General features: G+C 59.2%; 18 protein-coding genes. 5 read left to right on the forward strand and 13 right to left on the reverse strand.

Annotation, left to right across the window (positions count from 1 at the left end):
- Nucleotides 1-48: 48 nt before the first annotated feature.
- Genes ACEN8Q_RS25470 through ACEN8Q_RS25480 form a run of 3 tightly spaced genes read right to left on the reverse strand, consistent with a single transcriptional unit; the run spans nt 49 to nt 1,994 of the window.
- Nucleotides 49-723, reverse strand: a complete 675-nt coding sequence (locus tag ACEN8Q_RS25470; protein ID WP_413703905.1) for an anti-sigma factor domain-containing protein — start codon at nt 721-723, stop codon at nt 49-51.
- Nucleotides 720-1,346, reverse strand: coding sequence for a sigma-70 family RNA polymerase sigma factor (locus ACEN8Q_RS25475; RefSeq protein WP_413424820.1), 627 nt, complete (start codon nt 1,344-1,346; stop codon nt 720-722). Before ACEN8Q_RS25475 ends, ACEN8Q_RS25470 begins: the two co-directional genes overlap by 4 nt.
- Nucleotides 1,347-1,400: 54 nt before the next feature.
- Nucleotides 1,401-1,994: a fasciclin domain-containing protein gene (locus ACEN8Q_RS25480; protein ID WP_413424818.1), complete on the reverse strand. Its 594-nt coding sequence runs from the start codon at nt 1,992-1,994 to the stop codon at nt 1,401-1,403.
- 309 nt (nt 1,995-2,303) lie between these two features.
- On the opposite strand from ACEN8Q_RS25480, the gene ACEN8Q_RS25485 reads away from it, so the two are divergent.
- A complete protein-coding gene (locus ACEN8Q_RS25485; RefSeq protein ID WP_413424816.1) occupies nt 2,304-2,864 on the forward strand; it encodes a DUF2780 domain-containing protein in 561 nt (186 codons plus the stop codon).
- A 1-nt stretch (nt 2,865) separates the two neighbouring features.
- Here ACEN8Q_RS25485 and ACEN8Q_RS25490 read toward each other — a convergent pair whose 3' ends face one another.
- The gene (locus ACEN8Q_RS25490) at nt 2,866-3,753 is read right to left on the reverse strand and encodes an acyltransferase (protein ID WP_413703906.1); all 888 of its coding nucleotides are present in this window, start codon (nt 3,751-3,753) and stop codon (nt 2,866-2,868) included.
- A gap of 164 nt (nt 3,754-3,917) precedes the next feature.
- Between ACEN8Q_RS25490 and ACEN8Q_RS25495 the strand changes: the two genes are divergently transcribed.
- A complete protein-coding gene (locus tag ACEN8Q_RS25495) occupies nt 3,918-4,418 on the forward strand; it encodes an ATP-dependent zinc protease (protein ID WP_413424813.1) in 501 nt (166 codons plus the stop codon).
- Between the two features lie 12 nt (nt 4,419-4,430).
- Here ACEN8Q_RS25495 and ACEN8Q_RS25500 read toward each other — a convergent pair whose 3' ends face one another.
- The 8 genes from ACEN8Q_RS25500 to ACEN8Q_RS25535 all read right to left on the reverse strand — a co-directional run bounded on the left by ACEN8Q_RS25500 (nt 4,431) and on the right by ACEN8Q_RS25535 (nt 13,572).
- The gene (locus ACEN8Q_RS25500; protein ID WP_413424811.1) at nt 4,431-5,060 is read right to left on the reverse strand and encodes a glutathione S-transferase; all 630 of its coding nucleotides are present in this window, start codon (nt 5,058-5,060) and stop codon (nt 4,431-4,433) included.
- Nucleotides 5,061-5,183: 123 nt separating this feature from the next.
- Nucleotides 5,184-5,396 carry a hypothetical protein gene (locus tag ACEN8Q_RS25505; protein ID WP_413424809.1) on the reverse strand — a complete coding sequence of 71 codons (213 nt, stop codon included), beginning with the start codon at nt 5,394-5,396 and terminating at the stop codon, nt 5,184-5,186.
- The gene (locus ACEN8Q_RS25510; RefSeq protein WP_413424807.1) at nt 5,393-6,523 is read right to left on the reverse strand and encodes a PepSY-associated TM helix domain-containing protein; all 1,131 of its coding nucleotides are present in this window, start codon (nt 6,521-6,523) and stop codon (nt 5,393-5,395) included. Before ACEN8Q_RS25510 ends, ACEN8Q_RS25505 begins: the two co-directional genes overlap by 4 nt.
- Nucleotides 6,524-6,595: 72 nt before the next feature.
- Nucleotides 6,596-9,034, reverse strand: coding sequence for a TonB-dependent siderophore receptor (locus ACEN8Q_RS25515; RefSeq protein ID WP_413424805.1), 2,439 nt, complete (start codon nt 9,032-9,034; stop codon nt 6,596-6,598).
- A gap of 176 nt (nt 9,035-9,210) precedes the next feature.
- On the reverse strand, nt 9,211-10,185 hold the full coding sequence (locus ACEN8Q_RS25520; RefSeq protein ID WP_413703907.1) for a FecR domain-containing protein: 975 nt from the start codon (nt 10,183-10,185) through the stop codon (nt 9,211-9,213).
- Nucleotides 10,182-10,700, reverse strand: a complete 519-nt coding sequence (locus ACEN8Q_RS25525; RefSeq protein WP_413424801.1) for an RNA polymerase sigma factor — start codon at nt 10,698-10,700, stop codon at nt 10,182-10,184. The genes ACEN8Q_RS25520 and ACEN8Q_RS25525 overlap by 4 nt, the downstream gene beginning before the upstream one ends.
- Nucleotides 10,701-10,927: 227 nt before the next feature.
- Entirely contained in the window at nt 10,928-11,635 is a 708-nt protein-coding gene (locus ACEN8Q_RS25530; RefSeq protein ID WP_413424799.1) for a PolC-type DNA polymerase III, read from the reverse strand.
- Nucleotides 11,632-13,572, reverse strand: a complete 1,941-nt coding sequence (locus ACEN8Q_RS25535; RefSeq protein WP_413424797.1) for a putative nucleotidyltransferase substrate binding domain-containing protein — start codon at nt 13,570-13,572, stop codon at nt 11,632-11,634. The genes ACEN8Q_RS25530 and ACEN8Q_RS25535 overlap by 4 nt, the downstream gene beginning before the upstream one ends.
- A 252-nt stretch (nt 13,573-13,824) precedes the next feature.
- On the opposite strand from ACEN8Q_RS25535, the gene ACEN8Q_RS25540 reads away from it, so the two are divergent.
- Both ACEN8Q_RS25540 and ACEN8Q_RS25545 read left to right on the forward strand, forming a co-directional pair.
- A complete protein-coding gene (locus ACEN8Q_RS25540; protein WP_413703908.1) occupies nt 13,825-14,283 on the forward strand; it encodes a response regulator in 459 nt (152 codons plus the stop codon).
- A 375-nt stretch (nt 14,284-14,658) separates the two neighbouring features.
- Entirely contained in the window at nt 14,659-15,558 is a 900-nt protein-coding gene (locus ACEN8Q_RS25545) for an EamA family transporter (RefSeq protein WP_413703909.1), read from the forward strand.
- A 74-nt stretch (nt 15,559-15,632) separates the two neighbouring features.
- Here the strand turns inward: ACEN8Q_RS25545 and ACEN8Q_RS25550 are convergent, their stop codons facing one another.
- Nucleotides 15,633-17,810 (reverse strand): malate synthase G, encoded by a 2,178-nt coding sequence (locus ACEN8Q_RS25550; protein ID WP_413703910.1) that lies wholly within the window; start codon nt 17,808-17,810, stop codon nt 15,633-15,635.
- A gap of 546 nt (nt 17,811-18,356) precedes the next feature.
- On the opposite strand from ACEN8Q_RS25550, the gene ACEN8Q_RS25555 reads away from it, so the two are divergent.
- Nucleotides 18,357-18,875, forward strand: coding sequence for a glycine cleavage system protein R (locus ACEN8Q_RS25555; RefSeq protein WP_413424789.1), 519 nt, complete (start codon nt 18,357-18,359; stop codon nt 18,873-18,875).
- Nucleotides 18,876-19,055: the final 180 nt, after the last annotated feature.

Genomic DNA, 19,055 nt, shown 5'->3' on the forward strand with positions numbered 1-19,055 from the left:
CGACCTTCGGGTCGCCGTTTTTTATTGCGATTTTTTGATCTTCTGCTTTCACAGTGCCGCCAACGCCCCTTGGTACAGCACCGGCCCAGTCGGCTGCCCGGTCGGCGAACCGCCCTTCGGTTCCAGACTGACCGCCAGCGCAATCGGCTTGCCGATCAGCGCTTTCTGCGCCTCGCTCAATTCGACCTTGCCTTTGCCTCCAGCCGGAATCACGCCGAGGGAGATCGGCTTGCCGTCCGCCGGAATCGCCCACAACTCCAGGCTTTGCCCGGGTTCGACAGCCGCCAGCGTCAGCGGCTCGACTTGCAGGTAATTCTCATGGGCCTGCACACGCAACGCCGGTTTCGCGTCGGCGTTGACCAGCGTGGCGCTGTAGCGGGCGTCGTCGGAGATGTAGTGAACTCCGAGAATCACTGCAATCAACAGTGAGCAAAGCGCCGCCGACACTCGCAGCCAGTTCCAGAACGGACGCTTCTGCGGCACGTGCAGCACTTGTGGTTCGATCCGTTCGGTAATGCCTTGCCAGACGCGATCCGGCACCGGCTGCTCAGGCAGGGCTTCGGTCAGGCTGACCAGGCTTTCCTGCCACTGTGCCAGTTCGGCGCGCAAGGTCGCATCCTCCAGCAACAGCTGTTCGAAACGACGACGCGCGGTGGCGGGCATCAGGCCAATGGCATAGTCGGCGGCGAGGGCGCGGCGCAGGGTCGGGGTTTTATAGTTCATGATTCAAGGCACCTGCGCAGGCGCTCCATGCCGCGGCGGATCCAGGACTTCACCGAGCCCAGCGGCGCGGCCAGGTGTTCGGCCAACTCGGAACACGACAGTCCCTGGAAATAAGCGACGGTAATCGACTGGCGCTGCATGCCGTCGAGGCTGTCCAGGCAGCGGCTCAAGGCACTGGCCTCACGGGCACTGTCCAGTTGCTCCTGGGCCGATGGACTTTCATCCACAAGCATCTGTTCTTCGAGATCACTCAAGGGCCGATCACGGTGTTTGCGCAACTGGTCGATGGCTTGATTCCGGGTGATGTTGATCATCCAGGTCAACGGCGCCGATAGATGCGCTTCGTAGCGCGAGGCGTTGTTCCAGATGCGCACGAAGCTCTCTTGCAGCACCTCTTCGGCCAGGTCCGAACGGCCCATGAAGCGCAGCGCTACCCCGTGCAGACGCGGGCCGACGCTGCGGTACAGCGTCTCGAACGCGCGGCGGTCACCCAGTGAGCACTGGGCCAGCAGTTGCCTGAGCTGATCGGTGTCGGTGATTGGAATGGCGGTTCTCCCGGAAAGCAGGGCAGGGGGCCGGTTGCAGGCAGAGGTTAGTTCACGGCGCGCAGTTGTTCCATTCACGGCGAACACCTCGGGAGGACCGCCGCCCCCGATGCACGGGGACGGCGGTACGGTTCAGCTTTTCGGCATCAACACCTTGTCGATGACCTGGATCACCCCATTGGACTGGTACACGTCATAGGTGGTGATGTCGGCGACGTCACCTTTTTCATCCTTGATGGTGATGTTGTGCGGGCCGTTCATCATCGCCCACAACTTGCCGCCAGCAACGGTGGTGAGCTCGGTTTTGCCGCCACCGGCCTTGATCTTCTCGGCCAGGGTGGACATGTCGAGTTTGCCGGCGACCACGTGGTAGGTGAGGATTTTGCTCAGGGTGGTCTTGTTTTCCGGTTTGAGCAGCGTATCGACGGTGCCGGCGGGCAGGGCGGCAAAGGCTGAATTGACCGGGGCGAACACGGTGAACGGGCCTTTGCCCTTGAGGGTGTCGACCAGACCGGCGGCTTTTACCGCGGCGACCAGGGTGGTGTGATCGGCGGAGTTCACCGCGTTATCGACGATGTCCTTGCTCGGCAGCATGGCCTGGCCGCCGACGGTCACGCTGTCATGGCTCATGGTTGCCGCTTGTACGGTATTCAGGGCGAAAGCACCGCCAAGGGCCAGGGTCAGCAGGCTGGCAATCAACGGTGTTTTGATCGTAGTGCGTTTCATGGTGATGATCCTTTGGTGGGGAATCGGCCAGGAATGTCTGTCCGTGCTTGATATACGGGCGTGGGGGCAGGCTGGATGCAGTGCGTGGGAAAATATTCTGCCGAAACTGATCCCTGTAGGAGCGAGCTTGCTCGCGATGGGCTCAAAGGCAACGCGTTTATCCAGACAGCCCGCGTCATCGTTGACGTCCATCGCGAGCGAGCTCGCTCCTACAGGGGATGGGTGGCTGGGAACAATGCCGGGGGATATCAGTCCAAAGCACAGTTTTTCGCCGCCCATTGCCGGGCGGCGTTCATAGAGGATGTCTGAATGAAGATTTCACGCGGTTTTGTCCTGGCATCGCTCTTGACCCTGGTGGTCAGCCCGGCCTTTGCCCAGTTCAACCTGAGCGATGCGGCCAATGCCATTTCCGGCATGAAGGGCGGCAATGCCGCGACCGATACCGCGCCGACCCCGGAAGCGGCGGACCTGCTGGGCGCGCTCACTGAATTGAACATCACCCCTCAGCAAGCCCTTGGCGGCGCCGGGGCGATGCTGGGGCTGGCGAAGAACCAGTTGAGTTCGACCGACTACTCGGAACTGGCCAAAAGCGTGCCGGGTATCGACATGCTGTCCGGCGGTGGCGAGCTGGGTGCGCTTGCCGGACTGCTCGGCTCCACCGGCAAGGCCGCAGGCCTGGATAACGCCTTGGGCAACGTCAAGAACACCAATGACCTGAACAATGCCTTTAGCGCCTTGGGCATGGACAGCGGCATGATCGGGCTGTTTACCCCGGTGCTCCTGCAATACCTCGGTCAGCAGGGCGTTGGCGGTTCGCTGCTGAGCAATCTGGGCAGCATCTGGGGCCCGGGCATCGGCACCGGTAGCTGATTCAGCGGCGCTCGGTGCGCAAGGCGTCGATGTGCCGGTCCTTTTCGATCCAGAGCTGGTTGACCCAGTTCTGGGTTTTTTCGCGAAACAACGGATCGTTTTCGTAGTCGCCCTGCCACAGCGCGGGGTCGAGTTCGCGGGTCTGGATATCGATGATGACCCTTGGCACATTGCCGCTGATCAAGTCCCAGAACCCCGGAATGTTCTGCTGCGGGTAAACCACCGTCACATCGAGGATCGCGTCCAGCTGTTCACCCATCGCCGCCAGCACAAAGGCCACTCCGCCGGCCTTGGGCTTGAGCAGATGATTGAACGGTGACTGTTGCTGGGCACGTTTCGCCGCCGTGAAGCGGGTGCCTTCGAGGTAGTTGACCACCGTCACCGGTTGGCGCTTGAACAGTTCACAGGCCTGTTTGGTGATCTCCAGATCCTTGCCCGCCAGTTCCGGGTGTCTGGCCAGAAACGCCTTGCTGTAGCGCTTCATGAACGGATAATCCAGCGCCCACCACGCCAGGCCCAGGAACGGCACCCAGATCAGCTCTTTCTTGAGGAAGAACTTGAAGAACGGCGTACGCCGGTTTAGCGTCTGGATCAGCGCCGGGATGTCGACCCAGGATTGATGGTTGCTGATCACCAGGTACGAGGTGTCACGGCGCAGATCGTCACCGCCGCGGATGTCCCATCGGGTGGGGATACACAGGCGGAAGATCAGCTTGTCGATCTCGGACCAGGTCTCGGCAATCCACATCACCGACCATGAAGCGTAATCGCGAAAGCGGCCAGGCAGGACCAGCTTGAGCAGGGCAAACACCATCAGCGGTCCGATCAGCACCAGGGTGTTGAGCAGAAGCAGCAGGGTCACGAAACAGCCGGTGAGCAGGCGGCGCATAAGTCACTCGTGGAAGCGGTTGGGCGCGCAATGATAAGCAGCTTCGGGCGACAGGCCAAATCGGTGGTGACGAATGTTTCACCTTTGGGCCGGTAACCTTGTGGGAACGATCAAGCGAACGGCGGTCTAAATTCCCGCTGTTCACTCTCATGGAAGCCCATCACGTGAAATCCCTCCTTGCAGTGCTCTCCCTCATCGCCCTGCCGGTCATGGCCGCTGAACCCACCCTCTATGGGCGTTACGAATACATTGCCCTGCCGGAAATCGGCGGGCAGGTCCTCAAGGCGAAAATGGACACCGGCGCCCTGACCGCGTCGCTGTCGGCCAAGGACATCGAAACCTTCAAGCGTGACGGTGAGGACTGGGTGCGTTTCCGCCTTGGCACCAAGGATGCGAACAACCAGGTCTACGAACACAAGATCGCGCGCATCAGCAAGATCAAGACCCGCTTCGAAGAGGAGGATGACGAGGCGGCAGCACCCACCAAGCGGCCGGTGGTTGATCTGGAATTGTGCCTGGGCAACGTCAAGCGTACGGTCGAGGTCAACCTCACCGATCGCAGCAGCTTCAACTATCCATTGTTGATCGGCGCCAAGGCCTTGCGTGAGTTTGGGGCGGCGGTGAACCCGGCTCGGCGGTTTACGGCCGACAAGCCGGATTGCTGATCTTTTGAAGGCTTAAATCTTCGGCATCGTCGCAATCATCGAAGGTCGCTGACTCACCTCGAAATACCACTGCGCGAGTTGCGGATTCGCCGTACGCCAATCCAGATCCGGGTGGCGCAGATCCAGGTAACCCAGTGCACAGGCTACGCTGATCGCAGCCACGTCGAAATGGCAGGTCAGCTCGGCAATCGCGTCTTTTTCCAGCAGCGCCAAGGCACGGCGGATTTTGTCGCGCTGGCCGTCGAGCCATTCGTCCCAGTGTTTCTCCGGGGCGCGCAGGGCGACTTCGTAGCGCACCAGCACGGCTGCGTCCATGATTCCGTCGGCCAGCGAAGCGAGGGTCAGGCGCCGCCAGCGGGCCGAGCCTTCGCGGGGGATCAGCGGATTGCCGACGTGCTGCTGATCGAGGTAGTCGAGGATGACCCGGCTGTCGTGGATGACATTGCCATCGGCCAGGCGCAGCGCCGGGATTTTACTCAGGGGGTTGTCGTCGATCAGGGTCAGGTCCGGGCTGACAGGGGTGAGTACGCTGTTTTGCAACGCCACGCGGTTCTGTTGACCGGTTTCGTGCAACAGCACCATGACTTTGCGAACGAAGGGAGAGAGCGGGTTGTGGTACAGGGTCATGCTCGGGGCGGACATGGCAACGTCTCGATCGGTGGCAGTGTCGGGCAGCATAGCGCGTTGTGGCGGGAGCTCAATATCCCTTGTAGGAGCTCGCTCGCGATGCACCCGAGAACACCTCGGGGTATCAGTCTTCCAACATCATCGTTGACGACCATCGCGAGCAAGCTCGCTCCTACAGGGTGGCAGGAGGCCCCGCAGGGCAACAGCGGCGGGGATGCCCAAGCCGAGCCAGCTCAGCGAATCCCACACACCATCCCCGAGCAACGCGGCAAACAACCCTGCCGCGCTGAACAGGGCGATGACGATTGGGGTGCTGAACACTTTCCAGAAGTTCGACTGCCGGGGCTTCATGCCACGCTCTCCGCTTTTTCCAGCACAGGCCGGGCAGCCTTGCGCCGCACTACCCACAGGTACACCCCGCTGCCGAGCACGATGATGGTCAGCACATCCAGGGTCGCCCAGAGGATTTTCATCGGCATGCCGCCGTAGTCACCGAAGTGCAGTGGCTGCGACATGCCCATGGCGTCCATGTACCACGGTCGTTCGGCCACGGCGGTGACTTGCAGGGTGCTGGCGTCGATCAGTACGGGTGTCAGCAGGTGTGAAGTCAGGTGCGTGCTGCCTTTCATGAACACCGCGTAATGGTGCTCGCTGGAAAACCGCGTGCCGGGGAAGGCGATGAAGTCCGCCTGCATGCCCGGCGCAACCTCCTCGGCGATGTCGAGCAGGCGGGTGGCCGGTGCCAATTGCGTCAGGGGTGGCGCATCGCGGTATGGCGCGACCATCGCGCTCAGGCTGTCGTTGCGCCACGCGGCAATGATCAGGTCGGCGCTGGCACTGACCACACCCGTCACGCCGACCACCAGTGCCCAGGTCAATGTCACCACACCGATCAGGTTATGCAGGTCGAGCCAGCGCAGGCGCGTGGATTTGTCCTGGCGCACGGTGGCGAACTTCAAGCGACGCATGAACGGCAGGTACAGCACCGTGCCGGAAACGATCGCAACAACGAATAGAACCCCCATGAGCGCCAGCAGCAACTTGCCCGACAAGCCGGCGAACATGTCCACGTGCAGACGCAGCATGGTCAGCATGAAGCCACCGTTGGCCGATGGCGTTTCCAGCGCTTCGCCGGTACGGGCATCGAGCATGAAGGTATGGGACGAGTTCGGCTCGGTGCCGGCGGTCGCGGCCATGATCGTCAGCACCGCGTTGGGCTCATCGTCCTCGAAGCCGAAGTACTGCATGACTTCACCGGGGCGATGTCTCTCGGCCGCCTCTGCCAGTTGCTGCAAATTCAGGTGTGGGGTGTCCGCCGGCATTGCCTTCACTTCGGGTGCATTGCCCAGCAAGTGGTCGATCTCGTGGTGAAAGATCAACGGCAGGCCGGTCAGCGCCAGCAGCAACAGGAACACCGTACAAACCAGGCTGGTCCAGGTATGGACAGCGGACCAGCGGCGAATTGTTTTACTTTTCATTTCATGGCCTTCAGAAAAACCAAAGCCGTCCACGAAGGACGGCCTGGTCGTTGGGCGTGTCAGCTCAAGGCGTTACCACTTGTAGTCGACGCTGGCCATTACGTTGCGACGATCGCCGTAATAGCAGTAGAAACCATCACAGGTCGAAATGTATTCCTTGTCGAATACGTTATTGGCATTGACCGCAACGCTGACGCCCTTGAGCGAGCTGTTCAGGCGACCCAGGTCGTAGTGGACGGCAGCATCGTAGACGGTATAGGAGTCGGAGTGGCCGTCTGATTTATCGCGTACGAACTCCATGCTGCCGATAGCGATGTTGTCGGTTTCTCCGACGTAGCGCACGCCGAAACCAAGTCCGAAACCATCGAGAACCCCGGTATGCCAGGTGTAGTCAGCCCAGGCTGAAGCCTGATTTTCCGGAGTCAATGGCAGAGGACGGTTTTGGTCCAGTGGACTGGTGACTTTGGTCATCTTGGTGTTGGCGTAGGTATACGCGGCAGTCAATTTCAAGTTCTCGTTGACGTTGCCAATTGCTTCCAGCTCGAAGCCACGCACTTTGGCTTCACCCAGTGGACGCGATACGCCGAGAGTGTCATTGAGCACGATGTCTTTGCGGGTCAGGTCATAGGCAGCTGCTGTAAATAGCATATCGCTGCCTGGAGGCTGGTACTTGATACCCACTTCGTATTGCTTGCCAGTGCCAGGGCGGAACGCCTCACCATTGGCGCCACCGGGTTCGGCTTGAAATGACTCGGCGTAGGAGATGTAAGGTGTGAAACCGGAGTCGAAGACATAGCTAAGGGCCGCGTTGCCGGTGAAGGCCGTGTCGTCGCGGGTGTCCTTGGCATTGTTCATGTTGTAGAAAGTCGTATCGGTGTGCAGCCAGTCCTGGCGGCCGCCCAAAGTCAGGCGCCAGTTGTCGAGGGCTATCTGGTCCTGAATGTACAGGCCTGTGTCATGGGTTTTCTGGTTGTAATCATTGAACGCGGTATAGCTGACGTTACTGAAGTCCTGGCCGTAAATCGGAGTGTTGATATTGCTGGGCGGCGCGCTGCCGAACAGCCATTTGTAATTGGTATTCACACGTTGGTGGTCAAGGCCCAGCAGCAGTGTGTGCCTGATTGAGCCGGTGTCGAAGTCTGCCTGGAAATTGTTATCCACGGCGAACTGGCTGATGTCTTCGTTGACGATGTTGGCACCTCGGGCCACCGTGCCATCGTCACTGACCGAACCGTTAAAACCGCCAGCGGTTATGCCTTGGAAGGACAGGTCGCTCTTGGTGTAGCGCAGGTTTTGACGGAACTGCCAAACGTCGTTCATCTGGTGCTCAAATGCATAACCCAGCGCGTAATAGGTTTTGTCGTAGAACTCCCAGTCCGGATCACCGAGGTTCTCGTGGAATTTCACCTCGCCAGCAGGCGTTGAAAGTTTGGTGCCTTGTACTGGAAGGAACTGACTGGTGTTGCTGGTATCGTCACGATTGAACTGGCTGAGCAAGGTCAATTTCGTGTCCGGGTCAATATTCCAGGTCAGGCTGGGCGCGATGTTGTAACGCTTGTCTTCGTTGTGATCGATGGTGGTGTTGCTATCACGCACCACACCGCTGACGCGGTATAAAAATCGCCCTTCATCGTCAATTGGACCGGTGCTATCGAAACTGATCTGCTTGCGCTGATAGCTGCCAATCTGCAATTGCACTTCGTTGCTTGCAAACTCCTCAGGGCGGCGGCTGACCATGTCGATCAATCCACCGGGAGGTGTCTGGCCGTAAACTGAAGACGCAGGGCCTCGCAGCAAGGCTACGCGCTCCAGATCCCAGGTTTCAATCTTCGGCATGGCGTAAGTGCCCTTTGGCAGCGGCAAGCCATCGAGGAACTGGGTGGGTTCAAATCCGCGCACTTTTAGCCATTCGGCACGGCTATCGCTGCCGTAGCTGCTGGCCACAACCCCGGGCATGTAACGCACAGCGTCATCCAGGTTCTGTACTGCGCGGTCCTGCATCTGCTCACGAGTGGCAACAGAGATCGAGCGCGGAACTTCGGCGAGCGTCGTATCGGTTTTGGTCCCGGCTGCTGTGCGATTGGCGAGATAGCCTTGCACGGGGCCCCAAGCACTTTCATCGTCACCGTTCTGTCCGGTAATGCTTGTGACCGGCAAATCAAGGGTGCCTTCCGGTACCGCCACCAGGCTGTAGGTGCCTGCACTGCTCTGCTCCAGTTGCAGGCCGGTACCACGCAGGGCTTCACGCAGGGCGCCGGCTGCGTCGAACTGGCCTTTGACTGGCGCCGAGGTTTTGCCCACAGCCAGGGATGGGTTCAACGCCAGGGCCAAGCCGGCCTGGCTGGCGATCTGGTTCAGGGTGTTGGCCAACGGAGCGGACGGCAAGTTGTAGGCGCGAACGCTGGAAGCCTGTTCAGCGGCGAACAGTGGGCTGCTGGCCAAAGGGGCGCACAAGGCAATGGCGAGCGCCAGCAAACCGGGGCGCAACAGGGTGTCTAGCGAACGGGGCATACGGCGGCTCCTGAATGGAAATATTTCTCAATTGCCTGTGTGCCGAGCGAGAATTGAAAAGTGATAGGGCTGGATAAAAATAATTTCGATTCAGTCTTTGGCTTTTGTAGGCGCTGGCTTGCCAGCGATGCGCTCACAAGCACCGCGTAGATCCAGTGAGCGGCGTGGATGCCTGTTCAGGGTTTGTTGCCGGCCTTGGCCACGACCTTCACCCACCATTGCGTGTGCTGTTCGATCTGCACCGGCAGGGTTGGCAGCAGGGCATTGAGCGCCAGGTCGGTATCGCGCAGCGGGAAACTGCCGGTGATGCGCAGGTCGGCTACCTCCGGCGCGACGCCGACGTAACCGTTTCGATAGCGGCCGATTTCATGCACCAGATCTTCCAGCCGCGTGTTGTCTACCACCAGCATGCCGCGGGTCCAGGCATCCGCGCCGAGGTTGACGGCCAGAACCGGGCCCAGGCCGTTGTTGCGGATCAGCACCTGCTGGCCTTCGCGCAGGATCTGTTCGTCCGGATTGGACTCCGGATGAACCGCCACGGCCGACTGCAACACGCTCAGGCGTGTGCCTTCTTCTTCGCGCTTGACCAGAAACCGGGTACCCAGCGCACGCATACTGCCTTCGCGGGTTTCGACGATGAACGGCCGGGGGTCGCCATGACCGGTTTCCACCAGGATTTCGCCTTCCTGAAGCACGATGCGTCGCTGCCTTTCATCGAAGCGCACATCCAGGGCACTGTGGGTGTTGAGATTGATCAGCGTGCCATCAGCCAGGCGCAAGGTGCGCTGCTCGCCAACGGCGGTGCTCTGGTCGGCCAGCCAATAGTCGATCGGCAGGTAACGTGGCCCGGTGAACAGCGCCAGGCCGATCACCGCAACGATACCGGCCACACCACTGCCAAGTTTGCGCACCCGTCGACGAATACCTTCGCGCGATTGCAGCAGGGCCGTGCGAGCCGGGCCGCTGGCCACGCTGAAACGCTGGTCGAGCATGCCCAGTTGGCGCCAGGCGCGGGCGTGTTCTTCGTGGGCCGCGTGCCACCTGGCGAACTCTTCGCGCTCCACCGGGTTGGCGGAATCCATGGACAATTGCCAGGCAATCGCCGCGTCGAGCACCTTGGCCGATACCGGTTTGGAACCGAGCGGATTCATGTCGGCTCACCATATAGCGCGATGTAGCACTGGCGAATACCCTGGGCCAGGTACTGGCGCACCCGCGGCACCGACACGCCGAGACGCTCGGCGATTTCCGCGTGGCCGAGGCCGTCGAGACGGTTGTAGAGGAACGCCGCCCGGGCCTTGCTGGAGAGCTTGCCGAGCAATCGATCGATGTTTTTCAGGTCTTCGAGGATCATTTGCTGTTCTTCCGCCGACGGTTGTTCGGCTTCGGGAACCAGCATCAACTCAGTGAGGTAAGCCTGCTCCAGCGCGGCACGCCGGAAATAATCGAACAGCAGGCCCTTGGCAATCGCCACCAGGAATGCCCGGGGCTCGCGCGGGGCCTTCAGTTCTTCGCGGCCCAGCAAGCGCACGAACGTGTCCTGGCTCAGGTCTTCGGCGCGTTGTGGGCAGGCGACGTTGCGTCGAAGCCAGGCCAATAGCCAACCGCGATGGTCGCGATATAACGCACCGACGAGCTCACTTTGAGGGCTTGGGACTGACGACACGCCGCATTACCGATTGGGAAATATTAACTAACGAGAACTGTTCGCGATTGTGGCAGAGGCAGGGGAGGTAAGCAATTGGCGTTGGTCGGGTGGGAATTTCGCGACGGCCCCTGTAGGAACGAGCTTGCTCGCGATGGACGCGAACGGTGACGCGTGCTGTCTGGAAAAATGCGTCGCCTTCAAATTCATCGCGAGCAAGCTCGCTCCTACAGGGGGGGGCCTGAAGGTCAGAAGGAGGGCGCCTGCTGCCGGCGCTTCCACTGACTTAACCGCTGCTGCAAATTCAACGGGCTATGAATCTGCTGCTGCCGCGCGCGGCTGAACAGAATCAGCGCCAGTTCAGCGGTGGCCAGGGCGTCGGCGCTGGCGTGGTGGCGCTCGAAGACTTCAAGCTTGAACCAGTCGATCCAATCGTCCAGCCCCGCCTCGCGAATGTGTGCCTGGGGGCACAGCAGGGGTGCAATGTCCGCCACGTCCAGAAACGGATGCTGCAACTTGAAACCCAGATGATCTTTCAGCGCACGGCCGAGCATGTGCTGGTCAAACGGCGCGTGGAAGGCCAGCACCGGACTGTCACCGAGGTACTCCATCAGGTCGAGCAGCGCTTCTGCCGGGTCGCTGCCTGCCGCAATGGCGCTGGGGCCAATACCGTGGATCAGCACGCTGGGGCCGAGTTTTACTTGCGGGTATTGCAGGGTGCGCTCGAACTGCTGGCGAAAGTCGATGGCCCCGTCCTCGATCACCACCGCGCCGATGGACAACACGTGGTCCTTGTTCAGGTTCAACCCGGTGGTTTCCAGATCGAGCACCACCCAGCGCTGCTCGCGCAGACTGCACTGCGCCAGGTCGGCAGCAGTCGGCAAGCGTTCCAGCCGATGTTGCAGATGGGCAGGCAAGGTGGGTGGCGTCGGGCGCAACCAGGAAAACAGACTCATAGCTGATACCGCAAGGTCAGGCTGCTTTGCAGGCGTTGTGCCTGGCGCAGGGACTCACGCAGGATGCGTCGGTCCAGATGGTTGAGGCTGTCGGGATCGACCCGGTTCGAGTAGGGAAAATTCTCTCGGGTCTGTAGTTGATGTTGCTGCATGCGGGTTTGCTGGATGAAGTGATAGGCCTCTTCGTACGCGGCACCGTCCAGGGGGTCGATGACTTCCCTGGCGACCAACTGGCGAAAACGCTCCAGTGTGTTGTTCGCTTCGATACCGTGAGCCAGGGCCAGCAGCCGGGCACCGTCGACAAAGGGTGCCAAGCCCTGAATCTTCAGGTCCAGGCTGGCCTTTTCGCCATTTTTGCGTGTCAGCACGAACTCGCGGAAACGCCCTACGGGCGGGCGATTGCGCAGCGCATTTTCGGCCATCATGCGCTGGAACAAGCGGTTGTCACCGACCTGATCGAGAATGCCCCGACGCAACTGCTCGCAGCTTTGTTCGCTGCCCCAGACCACGCGCAAATCGAAATAGATGCTCGAACCCAGCAGGTTCTCCGGGGTTGCCTCGCGGATAAACGCCGCAAAGCGTCGCGCCCACTCGGCCCGGGACAGGCACAGCTCCGGGTTGCCGGCCATGATATTGCCCTTGCACAAGGTGAAGCCGCACAGCGCCAGGCTCTGGTTGATCTGCTGGGCAATGGGCAACAGCTTGCCGCGAATCTCGGCGGCATGGGCCGCATCCCTGGCTTCGAACAGAATGCCGTTGTCCTGATCGGTGTGCAGGGTCTGCTCGCGGCGGCCTTCACTGCCGAAACACAGCCAGCTGAACGGCACGCCGGGGTCGCCTTTTTCGGCGAGGGTCAGTTCGATCACCCGGCACACGGTGTGGTCGTTGAGCAAGGTGATGATGTGGGTGATCTGCGTCGAAGACGCGCCGTGGGCCAGCATCCGCTCGACCAACTGGCCGATTTCGCCCCGCAGCGCCACCAGGTTTTCCACTTTCTGTGCATTGCGGATAGTGCGGGCCAGGTGCACCAGGTCGACCCGTTGCAGGGAAAACAGATCGCGCTCGGAAACCACGCCGCACAAGCGTTGGTCTTTGACCAGGCAGACATGGGCGATGTGACGCTCGGTCATGGCAATCGCGGCGTCGAATGCACTGTGATCCGGCGACAGGAAAAACGGCGCCCGGGTCATGTGCCTTTCGATGGCTTCATTGAAATCACTGCTGCCATCGGCCACGGCCTGACGCAGGTCGCGCAGGGTGAAAATCCCCTGTGGCGCCTTGAGTTCATCGACCACCACGATGCTGCCGACCTGTTGTTCGTGCATCAGCGTCACGGCTTCGCGCAACGGCGTCTGCGGGGCGCATGTCACCGGGTGGCGCATGGCCAATTCGCCCAGTCGGGTATTGAGCGAATATTGGGTGCCGAGGGTTTCCACGGCTTTTTGCTGCACTTGCTGGTTGACCTGATCCAGCAGGCTACTGACGCAACGCAGGGCGAAGTTGCGGAAGGTGTCCGATAGCGAAAACAGGCGGATGAACGCCGGCTTGTTCAGTTGCAGGCAGAAGGTGTCCTCGCCGGCCAGGTGCTCGGTGCGGGTCGCCCGCTCACCCAGCAATGCCGCGAGTGGGAAACATTCGCCGGTGGTGATCTCGAAGACCGTCTCGGTGCCACCTTTTGCCGTATGCGGACGTTCGCCCACGACCCGGCCTTGCTTGACGATATAGAAGTGCTCGACCGGGCCGTCGGCGGGTTTGATGATGCTCTCGCCAGGGGCGTAGAAACGCAGCTGACATTGCTCGACCAGATACGCCAGGTGAGCGTGTTCCATCTGATTGAAGGGCGGGAAGCGCTGAAGGAATTGCAACGTGCCCTGGATGTTCTGCAACACCGCGGTTTTCCCTGCCTGTGTGAAGGCGTCCGCTTTACTCATAACCATTACCGCAGTCTTTTTTGAATTGTTGTTGTCGGATGACTCAACCATGGTCGACCCCTACGGTCAGGGTGCCCATTGGACGTAAGTCTAGGTAGGCAATGAGTGTGACGGAATGTCAGAAAAACCTTACGCAATTGAGAGAAAAATCGCTCTATCCTGCTATAGGAAAAGTCTCCGACGAAGTGCAAATTGAAGGTCTCTTAGCGATGTCTCACCACTGTGCTAGGGAATTGAACTGAACATGTAGGGAACGCCATGTCCGACCACGATATTTTGAGTGACGCCGAGCGGGAAGCGCTCAGTGCCGTCATGCTGGAACCTGACTTGCCGCCGCAACGGGTGCTGATCGTCGACGATGATAAAGACGCCCGGGAGCTGTTGTCAGAGATCCTCGAGTTGCAGGGCGTTCGCTGCATGACTGCAGTCAGCGGCGAAGCGGCATTCAATATCCTGGTGGCTGAGGCAGAGATCAAAAAGCCCTCGATCGGTTTGATGATCACCGACCTGCGGATGGGCCATGTAGACGGGCTGGATCTGATCCGCCAGATACGTGAATCGGTTCGGGCGGCGTTGCCGATCATCATTGTCTCGGGAGACGCCGACGTGAAGGATGCAATCGCCGCGATGCATTTGAGCGTTGTGGACTTTCTGCTCAAGCCGATTGATGCCGAGCACCTGGTGGCACTGGTAAAGCACGAACTGGACATTAAATAATTTATTATTTGTAATTGTTAATTGCGAATTTGAGTTGTTTTTGTTAATTCAAATTGTAATTAGAGTTGTCCATTTGCTCTGCGAAAAAGCTCCTCACAAATAGCTTGTATTTTCTTTCGGTGATTCAGTTATCGTTCGGTGCTTGAAAGCCAGCGCAGGCATTATCTAATGTCATTCGTGGTTTGCGGGAACTGTCGTAGCGCTATAAAAGTTACCGATTTTACTCTCCGGCTTTAGTGGTTTGAGTATGCCGATGGTTGTCGTGTATTCAATCTGTGGTTGGTTCGCGCAGATAAAACACTGACAAAGGTCAGGTCATTGCTCTTCCCGAGTTGTGTGGGTGTGTATCGCAATGAGGACGATATGATAAAGAAAATGGAATTTCGCGATCTTGTACTTATTGTCGGCGTGACAGTCATGTGGGGCAGCAATTTTACGGTAATTGATATCAGTCTTGACGGTATCGATCCGTTCATATTGACCGCGTTGCGCTTTACTTTCTGTGCGCTGCCGCTGGTGTTCTTCATCCCGAAACCGAAAGGTGTCAGTACGTTTGTAACTATTCTCTACGGTCTGTTGTTTGGTATCGGAATGTGTTGGCTGATGAACTATGGCATGTTTCTTGGCGTTAGTGCCGGCGTGACATCTTTGCTCTTGCAGTTCAGTGCTTTTTTCACGGTCATCTGGGGGGTGCTGCTGTTTGGCGAGAAAATGACGGGAATACAAGTGGCCGGCATTCTCATGGCGTTGCTGGGGCTGATGTTCATTATTCATGTAACAGACGGTTATGCCGAAAGTCTTGGACTTTTTCTGATACTCCTCGGCGCACTGTTCTGGAGTTTGTGCAATGTGCTGGTCAAGAAAAGCAAAGTGGTTGATATATTTTCCTTTGTCGTTTGGTCGAGTCTGTATGCAACACCTCCTCTATATCTGATGACTTACTGGGTCAAGGGAGCGGCCCCTTTCCAGGCGTTGCTAACAGACATGACTGCTCCGGTGCTGGTATCTGTCCTGTTCCAGGCCTATGTGGCGACGGTATTCGGGTATTGGGTGTGGAACCGAATGATTGAGAAGTATCCGGCGAGCCAGGTTGCACCGTTGTCAGTGATTGTTCCGATATCGGGTATCTTGACGTCGTGGTATGTACTCGACGAACCCATTGGTGGCGAAAAACTGTTTGCTCTCGTCATCACGGTCGTTGGAATTGCTTTGTTCATGAATGCATCGAAAATAGGCCATCACATCGCTGCCAGCGCGTTGCGTTACAGGAAGTAGCTCTACATTCTCAGGACGCAGAAACAAAAATCCCCCGGTTTTTCAACCGGGGGATTTTTGTAGAGAGAGCGGGCTTACAACCCGTTCTTCGCTTTGAACTCGCGACGACGACGGTGCAGGACCGGCTCGGTGTAGCCGTTCGGCTGTTTGGTGCCTTCGACCACCAGTTCGACCGCCGCCTGGAAGGCGATGTTGCTGTCGAAGTTCGGGGCCAGCGGGCGGTACAGCGCGTCGCCGGCGTTCTGACGGTCAACCACCGGCGCCATGCGCTTGAGGCTTTCCATGACCTGGTCTTCGGTGACGATGCCATGGCGCAGCCAGTTGGCGATGTGCTGGCTGGAAATACGCAGCGTTGCACGGTCTTCCATCAGGCCGACGTCGTTGATGTCCGGCACCTTCGAACAGCCGACGCCCTGGTCGATCCAGCGCACCACATAACCGAGAATGCCCTGGCTGTTGTTGTCCAGTTCGTTCTTGATCTGTTCGGCGGTCCACTGCGGGTTCACCGCCAGCGGGATGGTCAGGATGTCGTCCACCGAAGCATGCGCACGTTTGGCCAGTTCGGCCTGACGGGCGAACACGTCAACCTTGTGGTAATGCAGCGCGTGCAGCGCAGCGGCAGTTGGCGATGGTACCCAGGCGGTGTTGGCACCGGCCAGCGGGTGAGCGATTTTCTGTTCGAGCATCGCCGCCATCAGGTCAGGCATGGCCCACATGCCCTTACCGATCTGTGCGCGACCTTGCAGGCCGGTGCTCAGACCGATATCGACGTTGGAGTTCTCGTAGGCGCCGATCCATTTTTCCGCCTTCATGTCCGCCTTGCGCACCATGGCGCCTGCTTCCATGGAGGTGTGGATTTCATCGCCCGTGCGGTCGAGGAAACCGGTGTTGATGAACACCACGCGCTCGCTCGCCGCCTTGATGCAGGCCTTGAGGTTGATTGTGGTACGACGCTCCTCGTCCATGATCCCGACTTTGAGGGTATTGCGCGGCAGGCCCAGCACGTCTTCGATGCGACCGAACAGCTCGTTGGTGAACGCTGCTTCTTCAGGGCCGTGCATCTTCGGCTTCACGATATAGATCGAGCCGGTGCGGCTGTTCTTGCGCGAGCTGTTGCCGTTGAGGTTGTGGATCGCCGACAGGCAGGTCACCAGGCCGTCGAGAATGCCTTCCGGCACTTCATTGCCATCTTTGTCGAGGATCGCGTCGATGGTCATCAGGTGACCGACGTTACGCACGAACAGCAACGAACGACCGTGCAGGCTCAGTTCACTGCCATCGACAGCGGTGTAGGTGCGGTCGGGGTTCATGGTGCGGGTAAAGGTCTGACCACCCTTGGCGACGCTTTCGGACAGATCGCCCTTCATCAGGCCGAGCCAGTTGCGGTAGATCACCACTTTGTCATCGGCGTCGACGGCGGCAACCGAGTCTTCGCAGTCCATGATGGTGGTCAGCGCGGCTTCCATCAGGATGTCTTTGACACCGGCGGCGTCGGTCTGGCCGACCGGGGTGCTGGCGTCGATCTGGATTTCGAAATGCAGGCCGTTGTTTTTCAGCAGGATCGCGGTCGGTGCAGCGGCATCGCCCTGGAAGCCGATCAGTTGAGCGTCATTGCGCAGGCCGGTGTTGCTGCCGCCTTTAAGGGCGACCACCAGTTTGCCGTTAACGATCTTGTAGCCGGTGGAGTCGACGTGGGAGCCGGCCGCCAATGGCGCCGAGTCGTCAAGGAAGGCGCGGGCGAAGGCGATGACCTTGTCACCGCGTACCTTGTTGTAGCCTTTGCCTTTTTCCGCGCCGCCAGCTTCGCTGATGGCGTCAGTGCCGTAGAGCGCGTCATACAGCGAACCCCAACGGGCGTTCGAGGCATTGAGCGCAAAGCGGGCATTCATCACCGGCACCACGAGTTGTGGGCCGGCCATGCGGGCGATTTCGTCATCGACGTTTTGCGTCGTCGCCTGGAAATCGGCCGCTTCTGGCAGCAGATAACCAATGTCTTGCAGGAAGGCTTTATAGGCCACGGCGTCGTGCGGTTGACCGGCACGCGCTTGGTGCCAGCCATCGATACGAGCCTGGAAATCATCGCGTTTGGCGAGTAGGGCTTTGTTCTTCGGCGCCAGGTCATGGATGACCTTGTCGGCACCGGCCCAGAACTTATCGGCGGTGAGGCCGGTACCGGGAATGGCTTCGTTGTTCACGAAGTCGAACAGGACTTTGGCGACCTGCAGGCCACCGACTTGAACGTGTTCAGTCATTGCTTGCCTCACTCTGCTCAGCTATTTCGCTTTTCAGCTCTTCAATTTAACAATGAAGCCTTTGGCCATTTAAACCACAAACCCCTCTACCAGTACATGCCCATGACGGGCGGCTGGGTTGGGACCAATCAACGGCTTGGGGCCTTGCTGACAGGGCTTTCAGGGTTGCGAACGTGCCTGCGGCAGACATCGATCCAACATTATGTAGTGCGCGCTGCGGCATACTACATGATGAATTGCGGTTGTGAAAATTAGACTAATTACGTCGTTCTGCGACCCCATGACGCATTGCGGTCACGTCGGGGGTCGTGATGTTCTCAAAAAACTATTGGATTGTTCCAGTTAAATATCAAAAGTTGTACACGATTTGTTGTGTCTGTCGCCTCGGTGGTGCCTGCATTCGCGAGCAAGCCCGCTCCCACAAGGGCCAGCGCAATCATTGTGGGAGCGAGCCTGCTCGTGAAGGCGCCGGACCTGTCGGCGCAGGTTCAACCCTTGCCTATACTTGTTTTTCCAAAACAGAAAACATGACCAGAGGGCTGCGCCATGGACCATCTCGTACTCACCGTTTTTGCTCCGGACAAGCCCGGGCAAGTCGAGCGCATTGCCCAATGCATTGCCGAGCACGGCGGCAACTGGCTGGAAAGCCGCGTGTCGCGCATGGCGGGACAATTCGCCGGCATTCTGCGGGTGGGCGTACCGGCCGAGGCCTACGACGAATTGGTCGATGCCCTGCAGGGCTTGTCCGCCCAGGGCATTCGCGTGTTGGTCGCCGAAAGCAGCATCGAACAATCCTGCACCTGGAAGCCGATCGCCATGGAACTGGTGGGCAATGATCGACCGGGGATCGTGCGTGACATCACACGCTTGTTGAGCGAGCAGGGGGTGAATCTGGAACGGCTGGTCACCGAAGTGCGCCCGGCACCGATGAGCAGCGAGCCGTTGTTCCATGCCGAAGCGATTCTTGCTGTCCCGCTGACGTTGTCGCTGGACGTACTGCAATCGCGCCTGGAAACCCTGGCCGATGATCTGATGGTCGAGTTGGTGCTGCGCAGTGATCCCTGATCAGGTTATCCAAGTTAAACGTGCACCGGCCTGTGGATAACCTGTAGAGACACACCGCCAGGCCACGCCGACCGGGGTTCTTCAGGACTTGATCAAAAAACCAGCAGTTTCAGCCACTTGCGCACAATCGGCGGGGATCACGCTGTGGATAACCTTGGGAAGGATCAACGCAGGCCACGG

Origin of the sequence: Pseudomonas sp. Pseusp16, assembly GCF_047324915.1 — a bacterium.
GTDB classification, from domain to species: domain Bacteria; phylum Pseudomonadota; class Gammaproteobacteria; order Pseudomonadales; family Pseudomonadaceae; genus Aquipseudomonas; species Aquipseudomonas fluorescens_CD.

What these genes read in the sequence shown, in the direction of transcription:
- ACEN8Q_RS25470 (WP_413703905.1), bottom strand. Translation starts at nt 723, where the DNA reads ATGAACTATAAAACCCCGACCCTGCGCCGCGCCCTCGCCGCCGACTAT.
- ACEN8Q_RS25480 (WP_413424818.1), bottom strand. Translation starts at nt 1,994, where the DNA reads ATGAAACGCACTACGATCAAAACACCGTTGATTGCCAGCCTGCTGACC.
- ACEN8Q_RS25485 (WP_413424816.1), top strand. Translation starts at nt 2,304, where the DNA reads ATGAAGATTTCACGCGGTTTTGTCCTGGCATCGCTCTTGACCCTGGTG.
- ACEN8Q_RS25490 (WP_413703906.1), bottom strand. Translation starts at nt 3,753, where the DNA reads ATGCGCCGCCTGCTCACCGGCTGTTTCGTGACCCTGCTGCTTCTGCTC.
- ACEN8Q_RS25500 (WP_413424811.1), bottom strand. Translation starts at nt 5,060, where the DNA reads ATGTCCGCCCCGAGCATGACCCTGTACCACAACCCGCTCTCTCCCTTC.
- ACEN8Q_RS25505 (WP_413424809.1), bottom strand. Translation starts at nt 5,396, where the DNA reads ATGAAGCCCCGGCAGTCGAACTTCTGGAAAGTGTTCAGCACCCCAATC.
- ACEN8Q_RS25510 (WP_413424807.1), bottom strand. Translation starts at nt 6,523, where the DNA reads ATGAAAAGTAAAACAATTCGCCGCTGGTCCGCTGTCCATACCTGGACC.
- ACEN8Q_RS25515 (WP_413424805.1), bottom strand. Translation starts at nt 9,034, where the DNA reads ATGCCCCGTTCGCTAGACACCCTGTTGCGCCCCGGTTTGCTGGCGCTC.
- ACEN8Q_RS25520 (WP_413703907.1), bottom strand. Translation starts at nt 10,185, where the DNA reads ATGAATCCGCTCGGTTCCAAACCGGTATCGGCCAAGGTGCTCGACGCG.
- ACEN8Q_RS25530 (WP_413424799.1), bottom strand. Translation starts at nt 11,635, where the DNA reads ATGAGTCTGTTTTCCTGGTTGCGCCCGACGCCACCCACCTTGCCTGCC.
- ACEN8Q_RS25535 (WP_413424797.1), bottom strand. Translation starts at nt 13,572, where the DNA reads ATGGTTATGAGTAAAGCGGACGCCTTCACACAGGCAGGGAAAACCGCG.
- ACEN8Q_RS25540 (WP_413703908.1), top strand. Translation starts at nt 13,825, where the DNA reads ATGTCCGACCACGATATTTTGAGTGACGCCGAGCGGGAAGCGCTCAGT.
- ACEN8Q_RS25545 (WP_413703909.1), top strand. Translation starts at nt 14,659, where the DNA reads ATGGAATTTCGCGATCTTGTACTTATTGTCGGCGTGACAGTCATGTGG.
- ACEN8Q_RS25550 (WP_413703910.1), bottom strand. Translation starts at nt 17,810, where the DNA reads ATGACTGAACACGTTCAAGTCGGTGGCCTGCAGGTCGCCAAAGTCCTG.
- ACEN8Q_RS25555 (WP_413424789.1), top strand. Translation starts at nt 18,357, where the DNA reads ATGGACCATCTCGTACTCACCGTTTTTGCTCCGGACAAGCCCGGGCAA.